The sequence below is a fragment of the Bacillus sp. VA13 genome, from assembly GCF_055710085.1.
Genome location: NZ_JBVQPP010000002.1, coordinates 247,470 through 270,135, shown reverse-complemented (window position 1 = coordinate 270,135; position 22,666 = coordinate 247,470). Strand labels below are relative to the sequence as shown.

At 46.8% G+C, this 22,666-nt stretch carries 22 protein-coding genes, 1 pseudogene and 1 other annotated feature (1 of these 24 running past the window's edge); of the genes and pseudogenes, 11 read left to right on the top strand and 12 right to left on the bottom strand.

Going from position 1 to position 22,666, the window contains the following annotated elements:
• Positions 1–183, top strand: a binding site (T-box leader) (it extends 30 nt beyond the left edge of the window).
• 44 nt (positions 184–227) lie between these two features.
• Both tyrS and AC0C66_RS09570 read left to right on the top strand, forming a co-directional pair.
• A complete protein-coding gene (tyrS, locus tag AC0C66_RS09575) occupies positions 228–1,466 on the top strand; it encodes a tyrosine--tRNA ligase (protein WP_472973550.1) in 1,239 nt (412 codons plus the stop codon).
• Between the two features lie 155 nt (positions 1,467–1,621).
• Positions 1,622–2,989, top strand: coding sequence for a M28 family metallopeptidase (locus AC0C66_RS09570; RefSeq protein WP_327816423.1), 1,368 nt, complete (start codon positions 1,622–1,624; stop codon positions 2,987–2,989).
• A gap of 29 nt (positions 2,990–3,018) precedes the next feature.
• Here AC0C66_RS09570 and ywaC read toward each other — a convergent pair whose 3' ends face one another.
• The 3 genes from ywaC to AC0C66_RS09555 form a co-directional block, all read right to left on the bottom strand.
• Positions 3,019–3,651, bottom strand: coding sequence for a GTP pyrophosphokinase YwaC (ywaC, locus tag AC0C66_RS09565; protein WP_003222250.1), 633 nt, complete (start codon positions 3,649–3,651; stop codon positions 3,019–3,021).
• A 141-nt stretch (positions 3,652–3,792) separates the two neighbouring features.
• Positions 3,793–4,728 carry a 1,4-dihydroxy-2-naphthoate polyprenyltransferase gene (locus AC0C66_RS09560; RefSeq protein ID WP_017697250.1) on the bottom strand — a complete coding sequence of 312 codons (936 nt, stop codon included), beginning with the start codon at positions 4,726–4,728 and terminating at the stop codon, positions 3,793–3,795.
• A 161-nt stretch (positions 4,729–4,889) separates the two neighbouring features.
• Positions 4,890–5,024: a hypothetical protein gene (locus tag AC0C66_RS09555; protein WP_003227332.1), complete on the bottom strand. Its 135-nt coding sequence runs from the start codon at positions 5,022–5,024 to the stop codon at positions 4,890–4,892.
• Positions 5,025–5,173: 149 nt separating this feature from the next.
• Between AC0C66_RS09555 and AC0C66_RS09550 the strand changes: the two genes are divergently transcribed.
• The 7 genes from AC0C66_RS09550 (at position 5,174) to AC0C66_RS09520 (ending at position 11,546) form a co-directional block, all read left to right on the top strand.
• Positions 5,174–5,323, top strand: a complete 150-nt coding sequence (locus AC0C66_RS09550; protein WP_003227330.1) for a teichoic acid D-Ala incorporation-associated protein DltX — start codon at positions 5,174–5,176, stop codon at positions 5,321–5,323.
• A gap of 17 nt (positions 5,324–5,340) precedes the next feature.
• Complete coding sequence (gene dltA / locus AC0C66_RS09545; protein WP_472973549.1) at positions 5,341–6,852, top strand: D-alanine--poly(phosphoribitol) ligase subunit DltA; 1,512 nt, start codon at positions 5,341–5,343, stop codon at positions 6,850–6,852.
• Positions 6,849–8,036: a D-alanyl-lipoteichoic acid biosynthesis protein DltB gene (gene dltB / locus AC0C66_RS09540; RefSeq protein ID WP_014115652.1), complete on the top strand. Its 1,188-nt coding sequence runs from the start codon at positions 6,849–6,851 to the stop codon at positions 8,034–8,036. The genes dltA and dltB overlap by 4 nt, the downstream gene beginning before the upstream one ends.
• Positions 8,037–8,052: 16 nt before the next feature.
• Positions 8,053–8,289, top strand: coding sequence for a D-alanine--poly(phosphoribitol) ligase subunit DltC (gene dltC / locus AC0C66_RS09535; protein ID WP_003227325.1), 237 nt, complete (start codon positions 8,053–8,055; stop codon positions 8,287–8,289).
• Positions 8,289–9,467: a D-alanyl-lipoteichoic acid biosynthesis protein DltD gene (gene dltD, locus AC0C66_RS09530; protein WP_472973548.1), complete on the top strand. Its 1,179-nt coding sequence runs from the start codon at positions 8,289–8,291 to the stop codon at positions 9,465–9,467. Before dltC ends, dltD begins: the two co-directional genes overlap by 1 nt.
• Before the next feature lie 87 nt (positions 9,468–9,554).
• Complete coding sequence (locus AC0C66_RS09525; RefSeq protein ID WP_472973547.1) at positions 9,555–10,313, top strand: SDR family oxidoreductase; 759 nt, start codon at positions 9,555–9,557, stop codon at positions 10,311–10,313.
• 141 nt (positions 10,314–10,454) lie between these two features.
• Complete coding sequence (locus AC0C66_RS09520; protein ID WP_014115655.1) at positions 10,455–11,546, top strand: branched-chain amino acid aminotransferase; 1,092 nt, start codon at positions 10,455–10,457, stop codon at positions 11,544–11,546.
• A gap of 36 nt (positions 11,547–11,582) precedes the next feature.
• On the opposite strand, the gene licH is transcribed toward AC0C66_RS09520, so the two are convergent.
• The 7 genes from licH to AC0C66_RS09485 all read right to left on the bottom strand — a co-directional run bounded on the left by licH (position 11,583) and on the right by AC0C66_RS09485 (position 17,933).
• Entirely contained in the window at positions 11,583–12,911 is a 1,329-nt protein-coding gene (licH, locus tag AC0C66_RS09515; protein ID WP_014115656.1) for a 6-phospho-beta-glucosidase LicH, read from the bottom strand.
• A complete protein-coding gene (licA, locus tag AC0C66_RS09510) occupies positions 12,908–13,240 on the bottom strand; it encodes a PTS lichenan transporter subunit IIA (protein WP_003218748.1) in 333 nt (110 codons plus the stop codon). Before licA ends, licH begins: the two co-directional genes overlap by 4 nt.
• Positions 13,241–13,258: 18 nt before the next feature.
• Positions 13,259–14,617 carry a PTS lichenan transporter subunit IIC gene (gene licC, locus AC0C66_RS09505; protein ID WP_014115657.1) on the bottom strand — a complete coding sequence of 453 codons (1,359 nt, stop codon included), beginning with the start codon at positions 14,615–14,617 and terminating at the stop codon, positions 13,259–13,261.
• 15 nt (positions 14,618–14,632) lie between these two features.
• Entirely contained in the window at positions 14,633–14,941 is a 309-nt protein-coding gene (gene licB / locus AC0C66_RS09500) for a PTS lichenan transporter subunit IIB (protein WP_014115658.1), read from the bottom strand.
• Between the two features lie 128 nt (positions 14,942–15,069).
• Positions 15,070–16,995: a transcriptional regulator LicR gene (licR, locus tag AC0C66_RS09495; protein ID WP_472962351.1), complete on the bottom strand. Its 1,926-nt coding sequence runs from the start codon at positions 16,993–16,995 to the stop codon at positions 15,070–15,072.
• A gap of 160 nt (positions 16,996–17,155) precedes the next feature.
• The gene (locus AC0C66_RS09490; protein ID WP_061186616.1) at positions 17,156–17,314 is read right to left on the bottom strand and encodes a hypothetical protein; all 159 of its coding nucleotides are present in this window, start codon (positions 17,312–17,314) and stop codon (positions 17,156–17,158) included.
• Positions 17,315–17,342: 28 nt separating this feature from the next.
• The gene (locus tag AC0C66_RS09485) at positions 17,343–17,933 is read right to left on the bottom strand and encodes a DNA-3-methyladenine glycosylase (RefSeq protein WP_072182082.1); all 591 of its coding nucleotides are present in this window, start codon (positions 17,931–17,933) and stop codon (positions 17,343–17,345) included.
• A gap of 128 nt (positions 17,934–18,061) precedes the next feature.
• Here AC0C66_RS09485 and katX point away from each other — a divergent pair, with 128 nt between their 5' ends.
• Positions 18,062–19,705: a catalase KatX gene (katX, locus tag AC0C66_RS09480; RefSeq protein WP_072182081.1), complete on the top strand. Its 1,644-nt coding sequence runs from the start codon at positions 18,062–18,064 to the stop codon at positions 19,703–19,705.
• Between the two features lie 101 nt (positions 19,706–19,806).
• Positions 19,807–21,009 carry an MFS transporter gene (locus tag AC0C66_RS09475; protein ID WP_072182080.1) on the top strand — a complete coding sequence of 401 codons (1,203 nt, stop codon included), beginning with the start codon at positions 19,807–19,809 and terminating at the stop codon, positions 21,007–21,009.
• Here AC0C66_RS09475 and AC0C66_RS09470 read toward each other — a convergent pair.
• Positions 21,006–21,782, bottom strand: coding sequence for an ABC transporter permease (locus AC0C66_RS09470; RefSeq protein ID WP_090556913.1), 777 nt, complete (start codon positions 21,780–21,782; stop codon positions 21,006–21,008). The two genes, AC0C66_RS09475 and AC0C66_RS09470, sit on opposite strands and share 4 nt — an antisense overlap.
• A pseudogene (locus AC0C66_RS09465) lies at positions 21,779–22,665 on the bottom strand (ABC transporter ATP-binding protein). Before AC0C66_RS09465 ends, AC0C66_RS09470 begins: the two are co-directional and overlap by 4 nt.
• Position 22,666: the final 1 nt, after the last annotated feature.

Here is a 22,666-nt window from a genome sequence, read left to right as displayed (position 1 = left end):
TTTGTCTCCCTGTTTCAGAGAGCCGGCGGTAGGTGCGAGCCGGCGCACAGGCAAACGTGAATTACCTCCCCAAGCTTTCTTTGTGAACCTTAGTAGCAAAGAACGGGAAACCGTTATTCGAATGAGCGGAAGACGATGTCTTCAACCAGGGTGGTACCGCGTGCATTGAGCCACGTCCCTTATCGGGATGGGCTCTTTTTTGTGTTTTTAAAAAAGGAGGAAGAAAGATGAAAACATTTGAACAGCTCACAGCAGCACAGCAAAAAGAAGTCGAAAGACAGCTACAGCTATACATGACAGGCGCCCAAGAAGTCATACCGCCGGAGGAATTAAGGGCGAAGCTCGTTAAATCGATTTCGACAGGCACACCGCTTAAAATTAAGCTCGGATTAGATCCGTCTGCACCGGATGTACATTTGGGCCATACGGTTGTGTTAAACAAGCTTCGCCAATTTCAAGAAAACGGCCACATAGTCCAGCTGTTAATTGGGGATTTCACAGGAAAAATCGGTGATCCGACCGGAAAGTCAGCAGCCAGAAAGCAGCTGACTGATGAAGAAGTTCAGCACAACGCCAAAACATATTTTCAGCAATTCGGAAAAGTGCTGGATCCTGAAAAAGTCGAGCTACACTACAACTCGAAATGGCTGAAAACATTGAATCTGGAGGATGTCATTGAATTGGCAGGCAAAATAACCGTAGCCCGCCTGATGGAGCGCGACGACTTTGAAGAACGCATCGCTATGCAAAAACCGATCTCGCTTCATGAATTCTTTTACCCATTGATGCAGGGATACGATTCCGTCGTTCTGGAAAGCGATATTGAACTTGGCGGAACAGACCAGCATTTCAATGTACTGATGGGACGGCACTTCCAAGAACGGTACAACAAAGAAAAACAAATCGTCATCCTGATGCCGCTATTAGAAGGCTTGGACGGTGTTGAGAAAATGTCGAAATCGAAACATAACTACATCGGCATTGACGAACATCCAAACGACATGTACGGGAAAACGATGTCACTGCCCGACAGCCTGATGAAAAAATACATCCACTTGGCAACAGACTTAGAGCTTGAAGAGAAAAAACAGCTCGTGAAAGACTTAGAAACCGGCGCTGTTCATCCACGGGATGCCAAAATGCTTTTAGCCAAAACGCTCGTCCGAATGTATCACGGATCGGAAGCCGCTGAAACTGCCGAACACTCATTTAAAACAGTCTTTCAGGAAAACAGCCTGCCAGAGGATATTCCGGCTGTGAACTGGAAAGGCGAGAAAACGATAGCGATTATTGATCTGCTCGTCAAGCTAGAGCTCCTCTCTTCGAAGAGCGAGGCGCGCCGCATGATTCAAAACGGAGGTGTCCGAATTAACGGAGAGAAAATAACAGATATCCACGCTGATGCAGTGATAAAGGAAAATATGATCATCCAAGTCGGCAAACGCAAGTTTTTAAAACTCCAATAGTCTGATATCCCGAAGCGCTTATGACCTGTCTTTCATAAGCGTTTTTTTGCAGGTATAAAGCACTGTCTTTTCAAAAACGCTCTCCCTTTTGCAGGAAATTCTTTTAGCATCCCGAAATATTCCCCATCCATACATTTAGGGGAGGTTTAATTCTGATGAAAAAGCTTTTGACTGTAATGACGATGGCCGTTTTAACTGCTGGCACGATCATCATGCCGGCACAGAGCGTCACCCCTGCCGCGCGCGCTGTTCAAATATCAGATAGCGAGCGAGAGCTCCCATTCAAAGCAAAGCGTGCGTATTCAACCATTTCTCAGCTTAGTGAAACAATCGGTCCCAGAATAGCCGGAACTGCCGCTGAAAAAAAGAGTGCCCTGTTAATCGCTTCATCCTTGAGAAAATTAAAACTTGATGTGAAGGTTCAACGTTTCGGTATCCCTGACCGGCTTGAGGGAACGCTGTCTTCAGCAGGACGCGATATTCTTCTCCGAGCGGCATCCGGCTCTGCCCCGACTGAAGAACAAGGGCTGACGGCTCCGCTTTACAATGCCGGCTTGGGCTATCCAGAGGACTTCACCGCTGACGTTAAGGGCAAAATTGCCTTGATTTCCAGAGGAGATCTTACATTTTACGAGAAAGCCAAAAATGCCGAAGCCGCCGGAGCCAAGGCTGTCATCATTTATAACAACAAAGAAAGCCTCGTGCCTGTGACGCCAAACCTGTCGGGAAATAAAGTCGGCGTTCCTGTCGTCGGAATTAAGAAAGAAGACGGTGAAACCCTTACTCAGCAAAAAGAAGCAACTTTAAAACTAAACGCAATCACAAACCAAACCTCCCAGAACATCATCGGAATCAAAAAACCAAAGAACATCAAACATCCAGACATTGTGTACGTGACGGCCCATTACGACAGTGTTCCTTTTTCGCCCGGAGCAAATGACAACGGCTCAGGAACCTCTGTCATGCTGGAAATGGCGCGCGTCTTAAAAAGCATTCCTTCTGACAAAGAAATCCGCTTTATCGCTTTCGGCGCTGAAGAGCTCGGCCTGCTCGGCTCCTCTCATTATGTAGATCACCTATCGGCTAAAGAGCTGAAACGAAGCGAAGTGAACTTTAACTTAGACATGGTAGGCACAAGCTGGGAGAATGCGTCTGAGCTGTATGTCAACACATTGGACGGCCAATCTAACTATGTTTGGGAATCCAGCCATACGGCCGCTGAAAAAATTGGGTTTGACAGCCTGTCTCTCACACAGGGAGGATCATCTGATCATGTGCCGTTCCACGAAGCCGGCATTGATTCCGCCAACTTTATTTGGGGAGACCCAGAAACAGAAGAAGTTGAGCCGTGGTACCACACCCCTGAAGACTCGATCGAACATATCAGCAAAGAACGCCTCCAGCAAGCCGGTGATCTTATAACCGCCGCTGTCTATCAAGCTGTGAAAAAAGAGAAGAAACCGAAAGCCATTAAGAAACAAATGAAGGCCAAAGCCTCCGACATTTATGAAGATACCAAATAAAAAAGACGGCGCATTGCTGCCGTCTTTTTTTAATCCACTTCTTTCTTAATCCCCAGCATTTTCTCATCTAGATAATGGGCAATCTCCGCCGCTTCTTTCAGCTCATCTGTTAATTGCTTAGGAACGTCATTGTTCAATTTATAGTAAATTTTATGTTCAAGGCTCGCCCAGAAATCCATCGCGATCGTCCGGATTTGAATTTCTGCTTTGACGTATTCCACACGGTTCGTTAAATTCACAGGCATCTCAATGATTAAATGCAGACTTCGGTAGCCGTTCGGTTTTGGCGTCTGGATATAATCCTTCACTTTTACAATTCTCAAATCTTCATGCTGCTTTAGCACGTTAACGACATTATAAATATCAGAAATAAAGGAACAAATGATACGCACACCGGCAATGTCATTGATGTGCTCCTTCATTTCCTTCGTCGTAATTTCGCAGCCCTTTCTCATTAACTTATTCACGATGCTTTCAAAGCTTTTGACACGGGATTTCGTATGTTCAATCGGGTTGTGTCCGTGAATGAGGTTATATTCCTGGCTGATAATTGAGAACTTTGTATCCAAGGCATCGAGCGCAAATTTATAAACTAATAATTCATTTTTCCAATCTTCCATTACTGTTTTTAAATCGTCCATATGTGTTACAGATAAATCCATTTTCGTCATCTCCTTTAACGGATCTTTATCCGCTGTCCATGTACTAGACGTGCCTGCCTGCAGCATGGTTTTATGAATTTTTTTACAAAATGCGGTCGAATGTAACAAAAAAAGACCGCAAGAAATAAGCGGTCTTTCTTTTTATCGGAAATAGCTGATCAATAAACCGATCGAGAGCAGGAATCCGAAAAATGTATTTGTTTGGGCTGTTGATTTCATTGCGACAATCATATTCATCGGCATTTCTTTTTGGACGAAGCCCTTCACTGCCTGAACCGGCTTAGGCACGCTTAAAAAGACGACAAACAGCCATGGGCTTGCGGCACCGGTAATAACCAAGCCGACAACCCAGATATAAGCGACGGCAAACGACGCAGCTAACAGAGTAACAGCTCCCTTATGCCCCATCAAAATCGCCAATGTTTTGCGTCCGCCTTTTTTGTCCTCTTCAATATCACGAATGTTGTTCGACAGGTTAATTGCGCCGACAAGAATCGCAATCGGGATGGAAATCAAAATGCTCTGCATATTGATCTTATCTGTCTGAATGAAAAACGAAATCAGCACAAACACCGAACCCATGCAAATGCCTGAGAATAATTCACCGAACGGCGTGTACGCAATCGGCAGCGGCCCGCCTGTATACAGGTAGCCGATCGCCATGCCGACAAGGCCGATCAGCGCAAGCCACCAGCTGCTGCTCGCACAAATATAGACACCGAGCAAAATGGCAATCCCGTATGAGGCCAGAGCTAATTGCAAAATCGTTTTAGGCTTCATTCCGTGGCGTACAATCGCACCTCCGATTCCGACTGATTCTGCTGTATCTAATCCGCGTTTAAAATCATAGTATTCATTAAATAAGTTCGTCGCGATCTGGATCCATAGGCAAGAAAACAGCATAGCCAAAAACAGCAGCAGATCAACCTTCACATAAAACATCGCCAAAACGGTTCCGAGCAGCACAGGCACAAACGATGCGGTTAACGTATGAGGACGGGTTAACTGCCAAAGGATCTGCCCCATGCTTTCTTTTTGCGGCGCTGTCTGACCCTCACCCTTATTTGTTTGGTTCATCTTCCTCTTCCTTTCTATTAAAAGGCTTACTTTTTTTCAGCCGGCAGCTTGATAAAGACTCCTTTTGCTTCCTTATCTATCATAATGACTTCTCCCTTATTTCACAAGATACCGCAAGAAGGCGTTTTCTTTCTTATTATACGCTTCTCGCCCTGATTTCATTAGGTTTCTGCTTTCACTTGAACGAACAGGTACAGAAAAATTTTTTTAAGTACATTACACTTTTTAAAAGTTAAAAAGATCTTTTGACTCCAGGTATCTTTTCCTTTATTATGAATCAGCTCGAAACATTCCATTCTTGCCCTTGCAGGTATAAAGATTCATTTTCAAAAACATACGCCGATATATTAATTTGAGGGAGATTAGGGAAAAAATGAAACTTTTTGAGCATCTGATCGTCAAATAATCATGTGATTGTCGAAAAAACGGGAAGGGAATTTTTGATATGCTGCAATTAATGAAACAGTTGTATGAAAAACCCGCTGTCAAGTGGACATGTCATACAGGCTTTTATTTGATGATACTGCTTGTTTTGTTTTTTATGTATGGTTTTCACACCGCGAATACCGGTTCATATATTTATAACGATTTCTAATTGGAGAGAGAATAACTATGAAACTTTTACATGCTATTCAAACACATGCGGAAACTTATCCGCAAACCGATGCCTTCCGCTCTCAAGGCCAGTCGCTCACGTATCAGGAATTATGGGAGCAGTCTGACCGCGCGGCTGCCGCGATCCAAAAACGCATTTCTGGGGAAAAGAAATCTCCTATCCTTGTGTACGGCCACATGGAGCCGCACATGATCGTTTCCTTCTTGGGAAGTGTCAAAGCGGGACATCCTTATATTCCGGTTGACCTGTCTATTCCGTCCGAACGGATTGCGAAAATTATCGAAAGCTCTGGAGCAGAATTGCTGATCCATGCAGCAGGACTCTCAATTGATGCAGTCGGCCAGCAGATTCAGACAGTTTCTGCGGAAGAACTGCTGGAAAACGAAGGCGGCTCTGTCAGCCAAGATCAATGGGTCAAAGAACACGAAACGTTTTATATCATTTACACTTCCGGAAGCACAGGAAATCCGAAAGGCGTGCAGATTTCCGCTGCGAATCTTCAAAGCTTTACAGACTGGATTTGTGCAGACTTTCCAGTCAACGGAGGAAAAACATTTTTAAATCAAGCGCCGTTTTCATTTGATTTATCAGTCATGGATCTTTATCCGTGCCTTCAATCAGGCGGGACTTTACACTGCGTGACAAAGGATGCGGTGAATAAGCCGAAAATCTTATTCGAAGAGCTGAAAAAGTCCGGGCTGAATGTGTGGACATCAACACCTTCCTTTGTGCAGATGTGCCTGATGGACCCGGGTTTTTCACAGGACCTGCTGCCTGAAGCGGACACATTTATGTTTTGCGGAGAGGTTCTTCCGGTTTCTGTTGCAAAAGCGCTGCTTGAGCGTTTTCCGAAAGCAAAAATCTTTAATACGTACGGTCCGACTGAAGCGACAGTGGCTGTCACATCGGTTGAAATTACGGATGACGTCATCAGCCGCAGCGAATCGCTTCCAGTGGGCTTCGCCAAACCAGATATGAACATTTTCATTATGGATGAACAGGGACAGCCGCTTCCTGATGGAGAAAAAGGAGAAATCGTCATTGCAGGGCCGAGTGTAAGCCGAGGCTACCTTGGTGAGCCAGAGCTGACGGAAAAAGCGTTTTTCTCTCATGAAGGCCAGTGGGCATACCGAACTGGCGATGCCGGCTTTATTCAAGACGGTCAGATTTTCTGCCAAGGACGTTTGGATTTTCAGATTAAACTTCACGGCTATCGAATGGAGCTGGAGGAAATCGAGTTCCATGTCAGACAGTCACAGTACGTTCGCTCTGCTGTCGTGATTCCTTATCAGCCAAACGGAACAGTTGAGTACCTGATCGCTGCTATTGTGCCTGAGGAGCATGAGTTCGAGAAGGAATTCCAGCTGACAAGCGCTATTAAAAAAGAGCTTGCCGCTTCCCTTCCGGCGTATATGATCCCGAGAAAATTCATTTATCAGGATCACATCCAAATGACGGCTAACGGCAAAATCGACCGGAAACGCATCGGCGAAGAGGTTCTTGTATGACGCCTTACAGCTCGTTTTTATTCTTTATACTGCTTGGCATTCTTCTTCTGCCGACGATCATTCTCGGCCTGAACGGAAAAAGATTTCAAGCATACAACATGTTCATATCTATCATTATATTGGCTTTAATTTTTTCGCACGACTTACACGGGGTCATCGCACTGTGTCTGTTTACGATATGGCAGGTGCTTTTGATCAGCGGCTATCTGGCGTACCGGCAGAAAGCGAACAGCGGCTTTGTCTTTTGCGGAGCTGTTATCGCTTCGATTCTGCCTTTATTTCTGTCAAAAATATGGCCGTTCCTTTCACACCCGCAGCCGCATCATCCGCCAGATAACCTGATCAGCTTTTTAGGGATTTCGTATTTAACCTTTAAAGGCGTTCAGCTGATTATGGAAGCAAGAGACGGCCTGCTGAAAGAACAGCTGCCGCTGCACCGCCTGCTGTATTTCATCCTGTTTTTCCCGACGATTTCCTCCGGTCCGATCGACAGATACCGCCGATTCGTCAAGGATGAACAGAAGGCTTGGACGAAAGAAGAATACGCCGACCTATTGTATACAGGGATTCATAAGATCTTTATCGGTTTCCTGTACAAGTTTATTATCGGCTATGCAATCAATACGTACTTCATCATGAATCTTCCCGCGATCACGCACAATAAGATTCTTGGGAACCTGCTGTACATGTACGGCTACAGCATGTATTTATTCTTTGATTTCGCCGGCTACACGATGTTTGCCGTCGGGGTCAGCTATATTATGGGCATTAAATCACCGGAAAACTTTAATAAACCGTTTATCAGTAAAAATATTAAAGATTTCTGGAATCGCTGGCATATGTCTCTATCATTCTGGTTCAGAGATTATGTGTTCATGAGATTCGTATTTTGGATGACAAAGAAAAAGTGGATCAAAAACCGTATGGCCGTTTCAAACATCGGGTATTTCCTGCTGTTTATGCTGATGGGGGTTTGGCACGGGCTCGCGCCGCAATATATCATCTACGGCCTCTATCACGCCGTGCTGATGACGTGTTACAACTTTTTCGAGAAGTGGAATAAGAAATACAAATGGCTTCCGTCCAATCGCTGGACAACCATTCTTGCGATTGTGATCACGTTCCACTTCGTTTGCTTCGGGTTTTATATTTTCTCAGGAAAACTATTTCATCACCACCATTAAAGGAGATTAGAAAGCTATGGATTTTAAACAAGAGGTATTAGACGTTTTAGCAGAGGTTTGCCAGGATGACATCGTAAAGGAAAATCCTGATATTGAAATTTTTGAAGAAGGTTTGCTTGATTCTTTTGGAACAGTAGAATTGCTGCTTGCGATTGAAAACCGTTTTGATATTTTAGTGCCGATCACTGAGTTTGATCGGGATGTTTGGAATACGCCTAACAACATTGTAAATCAGCTGTCTGAGTTGAAATAATGAAAAAGCGTTTTTTCGGTCCAATTATTTTGGCGTTTATTCTATTCGCAGGCGCCATCGCAATTCCATCTTCATGGCTGACAGGCTTCATCACTGATAAGCAGGTGAAAGAGTCAGCAACCGCCTTGAACCCGAGTATGTTTCAAGGGCTATATTTACAAGATCAAATGCTCAAAGATCCGGCATATCTTCCGATTTACGGGTCTTCTGAGCTTTCCCGGCTGGACGAGTTCCACCCATCTAATTATTTTCAGGTAAACAATGAGGGGTTCACGCCATACCTTGTCGGCAAAGGCGGGTCCCAGTCATTGATCCATTCCTTAAACTTCGCTGCCCATATGGATCAGCTGAAGGGCAAAAAAATCGTATTCATCGTGTCTCCGCAATGGTTTATTAAGCGCGGGTCTGATGAACAGCATTTCGCGCCGAACTATTCTGCGCTGCAAGGGCTTGATTTGGCATTTAACGAGCAGATCGACCCTGATGTGAAAAAGAAAATGATGAAACGCATGCTGCGCTTTAAGGCCGTACAAAATGATGCGATTCTTTGCGAGCTGTATAAAGCAATGGTAAACGGCCAGACGTGGAAAGTGAACGCGCTGAAGCCGGCCGCAAAAGTATATTACAGCATGCTCGAAAAGAAAGACCTGTATTATTCAACGACGGAATCATCCGGGCCAAAGCGTTATATCTCTCAGTCTGTAAAAGATAAGTCATGGTCTGAATTGAATAAACTCGCAGATCAATCAGGCAAACGCCACTCTGGGTCTAACGATTTTCACATTGACAATCCTGTTTATAAAAAGCTGAAGCCGAAAGTGCCTAAGCTGAAAGGGAAAAACAAAGGAAAATCGTATGCGGTGTCACCGGAATACGGCGATTTTGAAATGATGCTTGATATCCTGAAGGATGCGGGTGCAGAGCCTATGTTTGTCACCATCCCTGTCAATGGAAAATGGTACGACTACACTGGCTTCCCGAAAAAAGGCCGCACTGATTATTACAAAAAAGTAAATAAGCAGATTAGAGCGAAGGGCTTCCAGGTTGCTGATTTTTCAGGACATGAATATGACCCATATTTCATGAAAGATACCATCCACATCGGCTGGAAAGGCTGGGTGTATGTCGATAAAGCAATTGACGAGTTTTATAAAACCGGAAAAGTCACGTCATCCTGAGCATCTCATAGGACGCGGCTGCATATTTCCTGCTAAGATTTGAAATAGTAAAGGAATCACAGCCAACTAGTAAGAGGTGGTACATCAATGAAGATGACAGGCAATACGATTTTAATCACAGGGGGGTCCGCTGGCATCGGGCTTGAGCTTGCCAAGCGCCTGCTGGAACTTGGCAATGAAGTTATCATTTGCGGACGCAGCGAAGCGCGGCTTACAGAAGCGAAGCAGCAGCTCCCAAACATCCATACAAAGCAATGTGATGTTGCAGACCGTTCGCAGCGGGAAGCATTGTATGAATGGGCTTTAAAGGAATTTCCGAACCTGAATGTTCTTGTCAACAACGCTGGCATTCAAAAGGAAATTGACTTCAAAAAAGGGACGGAAGAGCTTCTTGTGGACGGAGATGAAATTGAACTTAATTTTCAAGCGCCTGTCCATTTATCAGCCCTTTTCACGCCTCATTTGATGAAGCAGCCCAAGGCAGCAATCGTTCAGGTCACATCCGGGCTTGCATTTAACCCGTTAGCTGTTTATCCGGTGTACTGCGCAACGAAAGCGGCGCTTCACTCGTTCTCGCTTACGCTGAGACACCAGCTCCGCGACACGAGCGTGGAAGTGATTGAAATGGCACCGCCTATGGTTGACACGGGCTTAAACCAAAAATCACGCGATAAACAAGGCCTGACGTACCGCGGCATTTCAGCTGAAGAATATGTTCAGTATTTCTTGGACGGCTTGAAGGAAGGCAAACAAGAGATTACAAATGAACGTGTTGAAGGTCTTCGAAATGCAACTCGGGCCGATTATGACAGAGTGTTCGAGCAAATGAACACGCAGGAGAATTAATTTCTCCTGCTTTTTTCTTATGAATTTCTTACAAATTTGAGCAAACCTATTGCGAATATTTGTTGAAGGTATACAATAGAATATAAATTATTTTCAAATAAGTTTGATAATATAAACAATTTAACAGCAGGGAGATTGACCATGACTAAACAAACGATTCGCGTTGAATTGACATCAACAAAAAAACCGAAACCAGATCCAAATCAGCTTTCGTTCGGGAGAGTGTTTACAGACCACATGTTTGTAATGGACTATGCGGCGGATAAAGGATGGTACGATCCAAGAATCATTCCTTACCAACCCATTCCAATGGACCCGGCCGCAATGGTCTATCACTACGGCCAAACCGTGTTTGAAGGGTTAAAGGCCTACGTGTCAGAGGATGACCATGTCCTGCTTTTTAGACCAGAAAAAAATATGGAGCGTCTGAATCAATCAAACGACCGCCTCTGCATCCCGCAAATTGATGAAGAACAGGTTCTGGAAGGCTTAAAACAACTTGTCGCGATCGATAAAGACTGGATTCCGAATGCGGAGGGCACGTCCCTTTATATCCGTCCGTTCATCATCGCAACCGAGCCTTTCCTCGGTGTTGCGGCATCTCATACGTATAAGCTCTTTATCATTCTTTCTCCGGTCGGCTCTTATTACAAAGAAGGCATCAAGCCGGTCAAAATCGCTGTTGAAAGTGAATTTGTCCGTGCGGTAAAAGGCGGAACGGGAAATGCCAAAACCGCAGGGAACTATGCTTCAAGCTTAAAAGCTCAGCAGGTAGCCGAAGAGAAAGGATTTTCTCAAGTACTCTGGCTGGACGGCATTGAGAAGAAATACATCGAAGAAGTCGGAAGCATGAACATCTTCTTCAAAATCAACGGTGAAATCGTAACGCCGATGCTGAACGGAAGCATACTGGAAGGCATTACGCGCAATTCAGTCATCGCCTTGCTTAAGCATTGGGGCCTTCAAGTTTCAGAACGGAAAATTGCGATCGATGAGGTCATCCAAGCCCATAAAGACGGCATCCTGGAAGAAGCCTTCGGAACTGGTACAGCAGCTGTTATTTCCCCAGTCGGCGAGCTGATCTGGCAGGATGAAACACTTTCGATCAACAACGGTGAAACAGGTGAAATCGCCAAAAAACTATATGACACGATTACAGGCATTCAAAAAGGCGCTGTCGCAGACGAATTCGGATGGACGACCGAAGTTGCAGCGCTGACTGAAAGCAAATAAGTAAGAAAAAAGCCGGCCTTCAATGGCCGGCTTTTTTTACGCTTCAATTTTGTTAAAGAACTGCGGCAGATACGCTTTGTGCGCCTCCAGCATTTCGTCTAAAATCTGTTTAGCCACAGTGTCGGACGGAACGAGCGGGTTAATCGTCATGGCGAGGAGCGCTGTTTGGTAGTCGCCTGTGACCGCCGCTTCTGCCGCGACACGTTCAAAGGATTTGATTTGCTGAACGAGGCCCCGGACAGACACCGGCAAGTCGCCGACAGCAATTGGCTGAGGGCCGTTTTTCGTCATCACGCAGTTCACTTCAACCGCGGAATCGTCTGGAATGCTGGCGATTGCCCCGTTATTCATCGTGTTCACCGGCTGAATGTCGTGTTTATCATTGTAAATAGAGCTGATTAAATTACACGCTGCATCGCTGTAATACGCACCGCCCCGTTTTTCCAGCTGCGGCGGTTTGATCGCAAGGTTCGGATCTTTATAGAGCTCGAACAGTTCTTTTTCAACCTTCTGCACAACTTCAGCACGGGTGCCCTCCGTTTGTGATGCTTCCAGTTCGTGCTCCAGCATCTCTTTTGTTTTGAAATAGTAACGGTGGTAGCCGCAAGGGATGATATCGAGTGCTTTTAAAAATTCTGGCTCCCACTCTGCGCCTGAGATGTTTTTCATCGTCATCGCGTTTTTCGGGTCACCCATCGCTTCGATGACTTGATCCTTCACACTTACGCCATCCAAGAAAACATCCAGCCCGAACACCATATGATTCAGTCCGGCGAATTGGACTTCTACGCGGTCCACATCTACATCAAGCGCTTTGGCTACACCCATTTTGATGCCGATTGGAACGTTACAGAGACCGACGACTTTCTTCAGGTTGGAGTAGCGAAGCAAAGCTTCTGTCACCATGCCGGCAGGGTTTGTGAAGTTAACGAGCCACGCGTTCGGGCAGAGTTCTTCAATGTCCTTTGCGATCTCCAGGATAACTGGAATCGTGCGCAATCCTTTAAACAGGCCTCCCGGGCCGTTCGTTTCTTGGCCGATGACGCCGTATTTTAATGGGATGCGCTCATCCTTGGCTCTTGCCTGCAGAAGTCCGACACGGAACTGAGTCGTGACAAAGTCTGCGTCTTTCAGCGCTTTTCTCCGGTCGAGCGTAAGGTGAATATCGATCGGGACGCCGGCTTTTTCAACCATCCGTTTGGCGAGCGTGCCGACAATATTCAGCTTTTCTTCGCCCTCAGGGATATCGACGAGCCATAATTCACGGACAGGCAGCTCATCATACCGTTTAATCAACCCTTCCACTAACTCGGGCGTATAACTTGAACCTCCGCCAATCGTTACAATCTTTAATCCTTTTGTCATATGCTTGCTCCCCTTTGCTCGGTGATTTTTTCATATAACTCAATGATCTCCGCCGCCAGATCCTTCACTGTCATTGCATTCATTAAATGATCCTGTGCATGCACCATCAGAAGCGTCATTTCTGTTTTTTCTCCGCCCGCTTCATTTTGGATCAGCTCTGTCTGATAATGATGGGCTTTTGATAATTCTTCTGCCGCGTCTTGAAGCTTTTTCCGCGCTTCTTCTGCGTCACCGCTTTTGGCAGCGGCAATGGCCTCCATTGCGGAGCTCCTTCCGTTTCCTCCGTGAAGGATAATTTGAAAAATGATTTGCTCCATTTTTTCATTCACGCGATTCACTTCCTTTCTCTACAGAGCCGCTTCTTTGTCATCTGATGCTGCAGGCGTTTGGACCAGTTCCAAATCGTTTTCTTCTTTCAGCTTCTGTTTATCCCACATTCTGAAGAACGGATAGTAGACAACAAAGGATACGGCGATATTAATGGCTTGCATGACCGCGCCTGAAACTTTCCCCCCTGTCGCCAAATAGCCTGAAAAGATTGGCGGCATGGTCCACGGCACTGCGATCCCCGCCGGTTTGGCGACAAGGCCGGTACTCATTCCGATGTAAGTGAGTGTCAGTGTGATAAGCGGCGTGATGATAAACGGAAGTAAAAGCATCGGGTTCATGACGATCGGCATTCCGAAAATAATCGGTTCGTTAATATTGAAGATGGCCGGGCCGATCGCAAGCTTCCCGAGCTGCTTCATTTGTTTGCTTCGGGCGCGCAGGAACATCGTGACAACCAGCGCCAATGTGGCGCCGCTTCCGCCGATATTGACCCAGATATCGAAAAATTGCTGGGTGAAAATCTTAGGAAGCTCCTCACCGGCTTGGAATGCGATCCGGTTGGCATCCATTGCGCCATACCAAATCGGTGCCATGACGCCGCCGACAATGTTGGCGCCGTGAAGGCCGCAGGCCCATAAAAGCATTTTCACGGCTTCTGCGACAAGGCTTCCCCCGAGGCTTCCTCCCAGAATGGAAAGCGGGGTTCCCAGTAAAACGCTTACAATATTATGAAGGCTTTCAAACGGCGTCGCTTCAACAATCAGCCGGGCTGCCCAAATCAGAAAGATGACGGCAAAGCCGGGGATTAACGCGACAAATGACTTGCTGACTGCCGGCGGAACACCATCCGGCATTTTGAAGACCAAGTTGCGCTGGATAATGAGACGGTAAATCTCTGTCGACACCATGGCAATAATCATGGCGACAAACAGGCCTTTGCTTCCCATCAGCGAGAGCGGAATTCCGCCCCCGACCATAATCTCTTTCGTCGAACCATCCGGCGTAAACGGCACTTGATACGGTGTCGCTAGCAAAAATGCCGCTAGTGAAATGGCTCCGGCCGACAAGGCATCAACGCCGTATTTCTCGGCGAGCCGGTAGGCGATGCCGAACGCGGCGACAAGACCCATAATTTCAAAGGTGGCGTCAACTGGATAGGCCAGCTTTTCAGACCAGGAGCTGCCAAACGTTTTTGCCATAAACTCAGCGTATCCCGGGATCGGGAGGTTGCCGATGATGAGGAAAAAGGAACCGATGATAATCAGCGGCATCGTGAGGATGATACCGTCACGCAACGCCTGCAAATGACGCTGCCCCGCAATTCTTCCCGCTATAGGCATGACCTTTTCTTCTAAGATCTGATTGACTTTATTCACATAGCCCGCCCCTCTCTATGACACATGTCCAAGCTGTTCAGCTGATTTCAGCACTTCCGCCCCGTTGCATGTGCCATAATGGACGGTATTAATGACGTCTACTGGTACCCCCTTTGACTCTCCTAATTTTTTCAGCTGCGGAAGCATATAACGGACTTGCGGGCCGAGAAGCAATACATCCGCTTTATCAATATGACTTTGTACAGAATCGCCTGAAACTGCCCAAATGGTATAGTCTTTTCCTTGTTCCTGCGCACTTTTTTCCATCTTGCTCACCAATAAGCTAGTAGACATGCCTGCTGCACATACGAGTAATATATTCATGTAAAAGACCCCCTAGAGTTTGATCAATTTTGTAATGTCCTGCTGTTGATATCATCATATTATGAAATCGCTTTCATAAACACTCAAGGTTTTTCCGCAGGAAACGGAAAAAAGGTATATACAGGCTGTCAGCTCAGCATTTTTTGGTCAAACACGTCCGAAAGCTCTTGATATGAACGGCATTTGATCAGCTGGTTCACCGCTGCCGGGTCATCCAAAATGCTGCCAAGCAGTTTATACATGCTTTGCAAATCCGCTTTGTTCTCCTTTTCGACACAAAGCAAACAGACAAATTGAACACGCTGGTCCTCCCAATCTATCGGTTTTTTGAGCGTACAGACGGCCCAAAACGTTGTTTTTGTCTGCGGAACGAGCGGATGCGGGATGGCAACCAGATTGCCAAAGCACGTTGGCGACATGTCTTCTCTTTCAAAAATGGAATCTATGATTTCTTTGTCGGCATAGCCGCAATCAACCGCTTTCTGCCCTAAAAATTGAATCACTTCTTCTTTTGAGCGCAGATCCTCCTGGAAAAAAACGAGTTCTTTTTTCAGATAGCGGGCGGCTTTTTCTTTTTCATCACTCAGAATGGATTCGATTTTTGTAAAGTCAGTCCCGCCTAAGAGTGTGTTGACCTTTAGCACTGGTACAGGGAGCTCTTTTTTGATCGGGATGGTGCTGATGACAAAATCAATGGATTCATAGGACATTTGGTCAAGACTGTAATACTCAGCCGTTCCAAGAATATCGAGCCGCTTGCCGAAATGGGAGCGGAGTTTTTCACGCAGTAGCTGGGCGCTTCCGGCACCTGATGCGCACACAATGATACAGCGTTTCGGCGGGCTTTCTGTTTTTTTCCGTTCAATCGCAGCGCCAAAGTGGAGAGCCAGATACCCAATTTCGTTTTCATGAATATCGATGCCCGTCTGTTCCTTTATGACCATCCCCGCAATGATCCCGGCTTCAAAAGCGAGAGGATAATGTTCCTTGATCGCTGCCAGCATCGGATTTCGAAGGTTCATGCCGTATCGGTTGCGGCTGACCGCCGGCTTCACATGTAGCGCCAAGCCGATTTTCAGCTCTTTGTCATGCAGGATGCCGAGCTTCATTTCGCGATCAACGGCTTCAATCATCGCAAATGTCAGCTGATCAGTTTCCTCGTCTATTGAAAATGTGTCCTCCCCGCATTGTGGTTGTGTCATTCGTTTTGTGCCAAGGAGATGCATGGCAATATAGGCCGTCTCGTCTTTCGGAAATGTAACGGCAAGTGCTGATTCCAGCTCTTTTACAATGGCTTCGGCAGCCTGATATTCTTTTTGATGCAGGATGTGATCCATATCTTCCGGGAAAAGAGATACATAGTTTTCCGTTCTGATCCGTTTACAGGCAATGGCGATATGGATGATGAGGTTATTCAGTCCCAAGTTGGACAGAGGGATGCGGTCGTTTTTCATTTTTTTCAGGATGGCGGAACGGATGATCTCGATTTCTTCATTTGGCAAAATATCAGCCTTTTCATTCAGAATATCAATCTCCATTTCTCTTTCATCGACAATGTACTCCGCCATACAGTACCTCATCTGCACCTCGTCCCCGCGCAGCTTGAAGCCGTAATTTGGGCGTGTTTCCATGACGATGCGGTACGGCAGCAACCGTTTCTTTACTTCTTTTAAATCCGTTTGGAGTGTAGATTTTGAGATAAATAGTTCTTCAGCCAGTTCATCGAGCTTGAGGTAATGCTCCGCCAGCAGCAGCCGTTTCGTGAGATAGGCCATTCTCTCCTCCGGCAATACCGGCAGGCTTTTTTTTTGCTGAAACACATCTTGCAGCAGCGTTCTGAATGTCTGCTCGTCATGAATGCGGAGTTTGTAACCTGAGCCTCTTACCGATTGGACATAGGCGCCATAGCCGCTTAGCGCACCTTGCAGTTCCTTTATATCATTGCGGACCGTCCGCGTCGTCACATTTAATTGCGCGGCAAAAAACGAGCTTGTCACCGGGGCTTCAGCCGCCATCAGCAAGCGCAGAATATCACGAAGTCGCCCATGAAGCATGAGAAAAACCTCCTATCAAGTAGATGCAGGGATAAGTGAATAGGCAGAAAGGATGATGAAGGAATGCGAAATGTATATAAATTCTATAATGGCGGGAATGGCAAGTCAATGAACATCGGGAGGCCTGGAGGGAAAACTGACCTATAAAAAACAGCCGGGGTCAGCCGGCTGTTCGGGATGCGGACATATTCTTTCGTTTAGACGCCTTGCGATCCTTCATGATTTTTCGCACAATCGGGTAAATGACCGGCGCCCATTTGATAACGGTTTTGATCATCTTTTTCAAAGCTCCGATTCTCCCTTCTTTTTTCTCAACCATTCCCCTGATTGCCTTTTGCTTAAACATGCTACCGCGACACGTACCTGTTTCCCGTCACCCAGAAACGCCACGGATAATCGCGCGCCTCTCCGCTGTTGTCGATGCCGATACGCGGGCCGGTTGAAATTTCTTCCGGTGTATACCCGCCTTCGATGTAAAGCGGCTGTTCCGTGATCCAGCGTCCGTAGTCATTCATCGTGACGCCAAGCGCTTTCGTCAGCTTTCCGGGCCCGTTTGTCCATTCCCTCGGATGCCGGCCCGTCCTCCTCTCCTCCATTAACAGCTGGCCTTCATGAGGCTCAATGGCCCTGATTAAGACCGCTTGCGGGACATCTGCTTCTGCGGCAACGACATTCAGCAATGTATGGGTGTGCATCACGTATGTATACACCCGCCCAGCTTCTGCAAACATAATCTCAGTCCGTTTCGTCCGGCGGTTATTAAAGCTGTGGGCCGCTCTGTCTCCGGCGCCCATATAGGCTTCTGTTTCCACAATATAGCCTGACGCTGTGCCTTCGTCTGTTTCTTTTACCAGAAGGCAGCCGAGAAGCGCCGGGGCAAGCTCAAGGGCGGTTCTTTGGTAAAACGTGATGGGCAGCGGATTTGTTTCTCTCGTCACGAATCGACCTCTCCTTTTACCGATTTTTGTACATTGTACCATTCCCGACCCCGATAAAAAAAAACGGCTGTTTTAAAATCTTTCCATTAAGGGAATATTATTACCGTTCTAAAAAGGAGGGTCAACCAATGAAAGATAATCATCAAAACAAACATCACGGAACAAATGCCCAAAGCAGCGAGGATGCGCTTTCTCATAAGACATCCGGGGAAAACGAATCAGAGGATACCTTAACGAATAGACAGGGGCACCCTGTCACTGACAACCAAAATGTGAGAACTGTCGGGAACAGAGGACCTACAACACTTGAGAACTACGATTTTCTCGAAAAAATCAGCCACTTTGACCGTGAACGCATCCCTGAGCGGGTTGTTCATGCCAGAGGAGCGGGTGCACACGGGTATTTTGAAGCTTACGGAAGCTTTGGAGACGAGCCGATTTCAAAGTACACCCGGGCCAAGCTTTTTCAGGAAAAAGGCAAGAAAACGCCGGCATTTGTCCGTTTTTCTACGGTAAATCATGGAAAACATTCACCAGAAACATTGAGAGACCCGCGCGGTTTTGCCCTTAAGCTTTATACCGAAGACGGAAACTGGGATTTAGTCGGGAACAATCTGAAAATCTTTTTTATCCGCGACCCGCTTAAATTTCCGGATCTTGTGCACGCGTTTCAGCCTGACCCAGTGACCAACATCCAAGATGGTGAACGTATTTTCGACTTCATTTCTCAGTCTCCTGAAGCGACACATATGATCACCTTCTTGTTTTCGCCTTGGGGCATCCCAGCCAACTACCGGCAAATGCAGGGTTCGGGCGTACACGCCTATAAATGGGTGAATGAGGAAGGCAAAGCCGTTCTCGTGAAATATCATTTCGAACCGAAGCAGGGCATCCGCAACCTGACACAGAAGGAAGCGGAAGAGATTCAAGGGAAAAACTTTAACCATGCTACACAGGATTTGTATGAAGCGATTGAAAATGGAGATTATCCGGAATGGGAAGTGTATGCTCAAATCATGAGCGATGATGAGCATCCTGAACTGGACTTTGATCCACTCGATCCGACAAAGCTGTGGTATAAAGACGATTTCCCATGGAAACCGATCGGCAAATTGGTGCTTAACAAAAACCCGGAAAACTACCATGCAGAAGTGGAACAAGCTTCATTCGGAACGGGAGTGCTTGTTGACGGACTTGATTTCTCAGATGACAAGCTGCTTCAGGGACGGACGTTTGCCTACTCAGATACGCAGCGCTACCGTGTAGGTGCAAATTACCTGCAGCTTCCGATCAACTCGCCGAAAAAGCATGTTGCCACCAACCAGGAAGGCGGGCAAATGCAATATCGGGTCGATAGAGCAGAAGGCCAAAATCCGCACGTCAACTATGAGCCATCGATTATGGGCGGGCTAAAGGAAGCGAAGCAGGATGGAAAAGATCATACGCCGCATGTCGAAGGTGATGTAAAACGTGAAGCGATCGACAGAACGAACAACTTCGGACAGGCCGGAGAAACGTACCGGAGATTTACCGAATTTGAACGGAACGAATTGATCACGAATCTAGTTAATACGCTTTCTACATGCCGAAAAGAAATCCAGGATCAGATGATTGAAAATTTCACAAAAGCTGATCCGGACTACGGAAAACGCGTGGCGGAAGGCCTGAAAAAAGTCTCAGAAAACAACAGCAACGGACCGATCGGCACAACAGAGACTGAACAGGCTGCAAAGCAGGCTGAACAGGAAAGCCATCCGTCTGATCCGTATTAAAAACAACAAACAGGGCTTTTTTGAAGTCCTGTTTTTTATTTTTCTATTGAAACGCTTTCAGCAATTGTGTTGTACTGGAAGGAAAGGGGTGGAGAGAAACGATGGAATTACAGCAGGACATGATTCCTCAGAAAAAAACAATCGGCGCTTTAGATCACGCCGTTTTTTTATGCATGGTATTTTGTTTTTGGTTCTCAGGTTATATTTATGTTCCTGTATTCAGCCTGTATTTGGAGGATCTGCACTTTTCATACGGCGCAATCGGCATCATTCTCGGCAGCTACGGCGTTACGCAAATCCTTCTGCGATTCCCGCTCGGCCTTCTGTCAGACATTCTGTTTTCTCTGCGCAAGCAATTGTTAATTGCCGGGTTTGGGTTTTCTGTCCTCAGCAGCCTGCTTTTTCTGATGTTTGATTCTTTCTTCTTCGTGCTGGCCGCCCGGCTGTTTGCAGGGATAACCGCTTCCATGTGGGTAATGGCGACCATTTTATACGCGCATTATTTCAACAATGACAATGCATCAAAAGCAATGGGCATCATGCAGTTTTTCACCGTCATGCCTCAGTTTGTCAGTATTGTGTTCTGCGGGCTTGCGGCAGCCCACTTAGGCAGGCAGGTTCCATTTTGGATGGCGCTCGCAGCCTCTGCCGCCGGTCTGGTGATCTGCTGTTTTATTAAAGATCCGTCGGCTCCTCCCGCGAACCGTGATACAATCCGTGTGCCGCAATACATCAAAGACACATTCCAGCTGCCGAAGCTGAAGCTTTTCACCATTCTATCCATGACGGCCCATGCGGTATTATTTATGACAGTGTTTGGATTTACGCCGCTTTTCATTAATCAGCTCGGAATGGGCGACGCGGAGCTGCTTTGGGTGATGAGCGCCTTTTTCCTCCCTCACGCAGCCGCCACATTAAGCTTCGTGTTTCTGCGTTTCACAAGCCAAATCGCTTACTCGGTGATGCTCATCAGTTTTGCTGTCACAGGAGTCTGTTTGCTATTCGTTCCTTTTTCAGCTACATTGTTCACAGTTTGCATCACACACGCCTGCATCGGGCTGGCGCTCGGTTTCGTATTTCCTCTGCTGCTAAGCCTTGTCGTCGATATCAGTTCTGCCCGTTTGAAAATGTCGGTTATGGGGTTTTATCAATCGTTTTATGCGCTGGGTATCTTCCTCGGTCCCCTTCTTGCAGGAAAAACCGCACAGCTTTTCGGGCTGTCCGAGGTTTTTTATGGAGCCGGGTCGCTGGCATTTGCCGCCTTTCTTGTAATGCTTGTGCAAAAGCGCAACATGATCAATTAATAGCTTTCATACCGCCGGAAGCGCCATACTGAAAACATGGCCAGAAGCACGATGCACAAAATGGAGAATGTGAGCGACCATCCGAAAAAATCCGCCCGCTCTCCATGAAGAAGGATATGCTCCGCCTGCTTGCAAAGCGCATCCGGAAGCCATTTCGCACCATCAGGAAATAGCGAAACAGCAAAGGAAACTGCAGCTGTCAGCCCGATTCCGACAGCCGCGGCTGCTCCGAGAGACCGAAACATCGTGCTTCCGGCAAGGCCGGCTGTCACAATAAACATGATCCAAAGAGCGTAGAGGCCAAGACTTACGGCAAAACGGCTGAATGATGTGTCCTCAAACAGCAGCCGGACGTAATAATAAGCAAGCCCGTATCCAGCTGCAAATGACGCAATGCCGATCACGCTTTGGGTGAGCCATTTGCTCACGATATAATGGGCTGCCGTCACAGGCCGTGACATGATCAGCGACGTTACGCCTTGATTTCTTTCATTCGCCACGCTGCCCATGACGCTGAAGATGACCAGAGCCATGCCAAGCGTGTTGAATTGAGAAAGCGTGCTGACCATCACTTCAGACCCAGAAGGCATCGTAAAACTGATTTTCATGCCGTCAGGAAGGTTTCCTCCGTGTTCAATGATTTCCGGCATATAATAAATGGTCAGCGGCTGTGTCAACCCGACAATCATCATTGCGATCGGCAGCCAGATCAGCTTGCCGCTTTTCCACCCATCGAGCCATTCTTTCTGCAATAGCGTTATCATCACCTTCATGCGTGCACCACCTTTAGATAGACGTCTTCAAGCGACTCCGTTTTCTGTTCAAAATGGTGACAGTCAAGCCCGTTCGGATACAATCACTCAGCAATGTCCGGCCAGCCTGTATATCAGGCAGCTCGAAAACAGCTTGAGACGGATTCATATAGACAATAGTTGAGACGTAAGGCTTCTCTTCAAGCCAGCCCTTCAGCTTCTCTTTCACTGTAAGGGTGAAAACGTTCGTTTGATGCTGTTTCTTCAGCTGCTGTAATTCGCCTTTCCATGAAATCTCCCCGTTTTTCATGATCAACACCTGATCACATACCTGCTCCGCATCGTGCAAAACATGTGTAGAAAACAGGACAGCCATATGCTTCTTCAGCTCCTGCATCATGTCCAGCACCTCGAACCGTCCTGATGGATCAAGAGCAGACACCGGTTCATCCAATATCAACAGCTTCGGTTTATGGAGCAGCGCCTGTGCCAGCCCGAGTCTTTGCTTCATGCCGCCTGAATAGCCGCCGATTCTTTTGTGCGCGGATTCCTGCAAGCCGACGAATTCAAGCATCCCACCGATTTCCTCTTGGCATTTTTTCTTCGAAAGCCCGGACAGTCTCCCGGCAAAGGTTAAAAATTCATTTGCGGTCATCCACGAATAAAAAGCAGAATACTGCGGGAGGTACCCAATCAAACGCCGGTCGGGTTTTTTCTCCCCTAACAGCTTGATGGTTCCAGAGGTTGGCGAAAGCAGCCCGGCCAGCATTTGCAGCGTTGTGGTTTTACCGGCTCCATTGGGACCTAATAGTGCAACACACTCGTTTTCATTCACGTGAAAACTGACATTCTTTACAGCTTGATGATGCCGATACGATTTGCATAATGACTCAATAGACAGCATG

Bases quoted from the DNA above. Each gene is read 5' to 3' on its own strand.
- tyrS (WP_472973550.1), top strand. From the start codon at position 228: ATGAAAACATTTGAACAGCTCACAGCAGCACAGCAAAAAGAAGTCGAA.
- AC0C66_RS09570 (WP_327816423.1), top strand. From the start codon at position 1,622: ATGAAAAAGCTTTTGACTGTAATGACGATGGCCGTTTTAACTGCTGGC.
- ywaC (WP_003222250.1), bottom strand. From the start codon at position 3,651: ATGGATTTATCTGTAACACATATGGACGATTTAAAAACAGTAATGGAA.
- AC0C66_RS09560 (WP_017697250.1), bottom strand. From the start codon at position 4,728: ATGAACCAAACAAATAAGGGTGAGGGTCAGACAGCGCCGCAAAAAGAA.
- AC0C66_RS09555 (WP_003227332.1), bottom strand. From the start codon at position 5,024: ATGGAATGTTTCGAGCTGATTCATAATAAAGGAAAAGATACCTGGAGT.
- AC0C66_RS09550 (WP_003227330.1), top strand. From the start codon at position 5,174: ATGCTGCAATTAATGAAACAGTTGTATGAAAAACCCGCTGTCAAGTGG.
- dltA (WP_472973549.1), top strand. From the start codon at position 5,341: ATGAAACTTTTACATGCTATTCAAACACATGCGGAAACTTATCCGCAA.
- dltB (WP_014115652.1), top strand. From the start codon at position 6,849: ATGACGCCTTACAGCTCGTTTTTATTCTTTATACTGCTTGGCATTCTT.
- dltC (WP_003227325.1), top strand. From the start codon at position 8,053: ATGGATTTTAAACAAGAGGTATTAGACGTTTTAGCAGAGGTTTGCCAG.
- dltD (WP_472973548.1), top strand. From the start codon at position 8,289: ATGAAAAAGCGTTTTTTCGGTCCAATTATTTTGGCGTTTATTCTATTC.
- AC0C66_RS09525 (WP_472973547.1), top strand. From the start codon at position 9,555: ATGAAGATGACAGGCAATACGATTTTAATCACAGGGGGGTCCGCTGGC.
- AC0C66_RS09520 (WP_014115655.1), top strand. From the start codon at position 10,455: ATGACTAAACAAACGATTCGCGTTGAATTGACATCAACAAAAAAACCG.
- licH (WP_014115656.1), bottom strand. From the start codon at position 12,911: ATGACAAAAGGATTAAAGATTGTAACGATTGGCGGAGGTTCAAGTTAT.
- licB (WP_014115658.1), bottom strand. From the start codon at position 14,941: ATGAATATATTACTCGTATGTGCAGCAGGCATGTCTACTAGCTTATTG.
- licR (WP_472962351.1), bottom strand. From the start codon at position 16,995: ATGCTTCATGGGCGACTTCGTGATATTCTGCGCTTGCTGATGGCGGCT.
- AC0C66_RS09490 (WP_061186616.1), bottom strand. From the start codon at position 17,314: ATGGTTGAGAAAAAAGAAGGGAGAATCGGAGCTTTGAAAAAGATGATC.
- katX (WP_072182081.1), top strand. From the start codon at position 18,062: ATGAAAGATAATCATCAAAACAAACATCACGGAACAAATGCCCAAAGC.
- AC0C66_RS09475 (WP_072182080.1), top strand. From the start codon at position 19,807: ATGGAATTACAGCAGGACATGATTCCTCAGAAAAAAACAATCGGCGCT.
- AC0C66_RS09470 (WP_090556913.1), bottom strand. From the start codon at position 21,782: ATGAAGGTGATGATAACGCTATTGCAGAAAGAATGGCTCGATGGGTGG.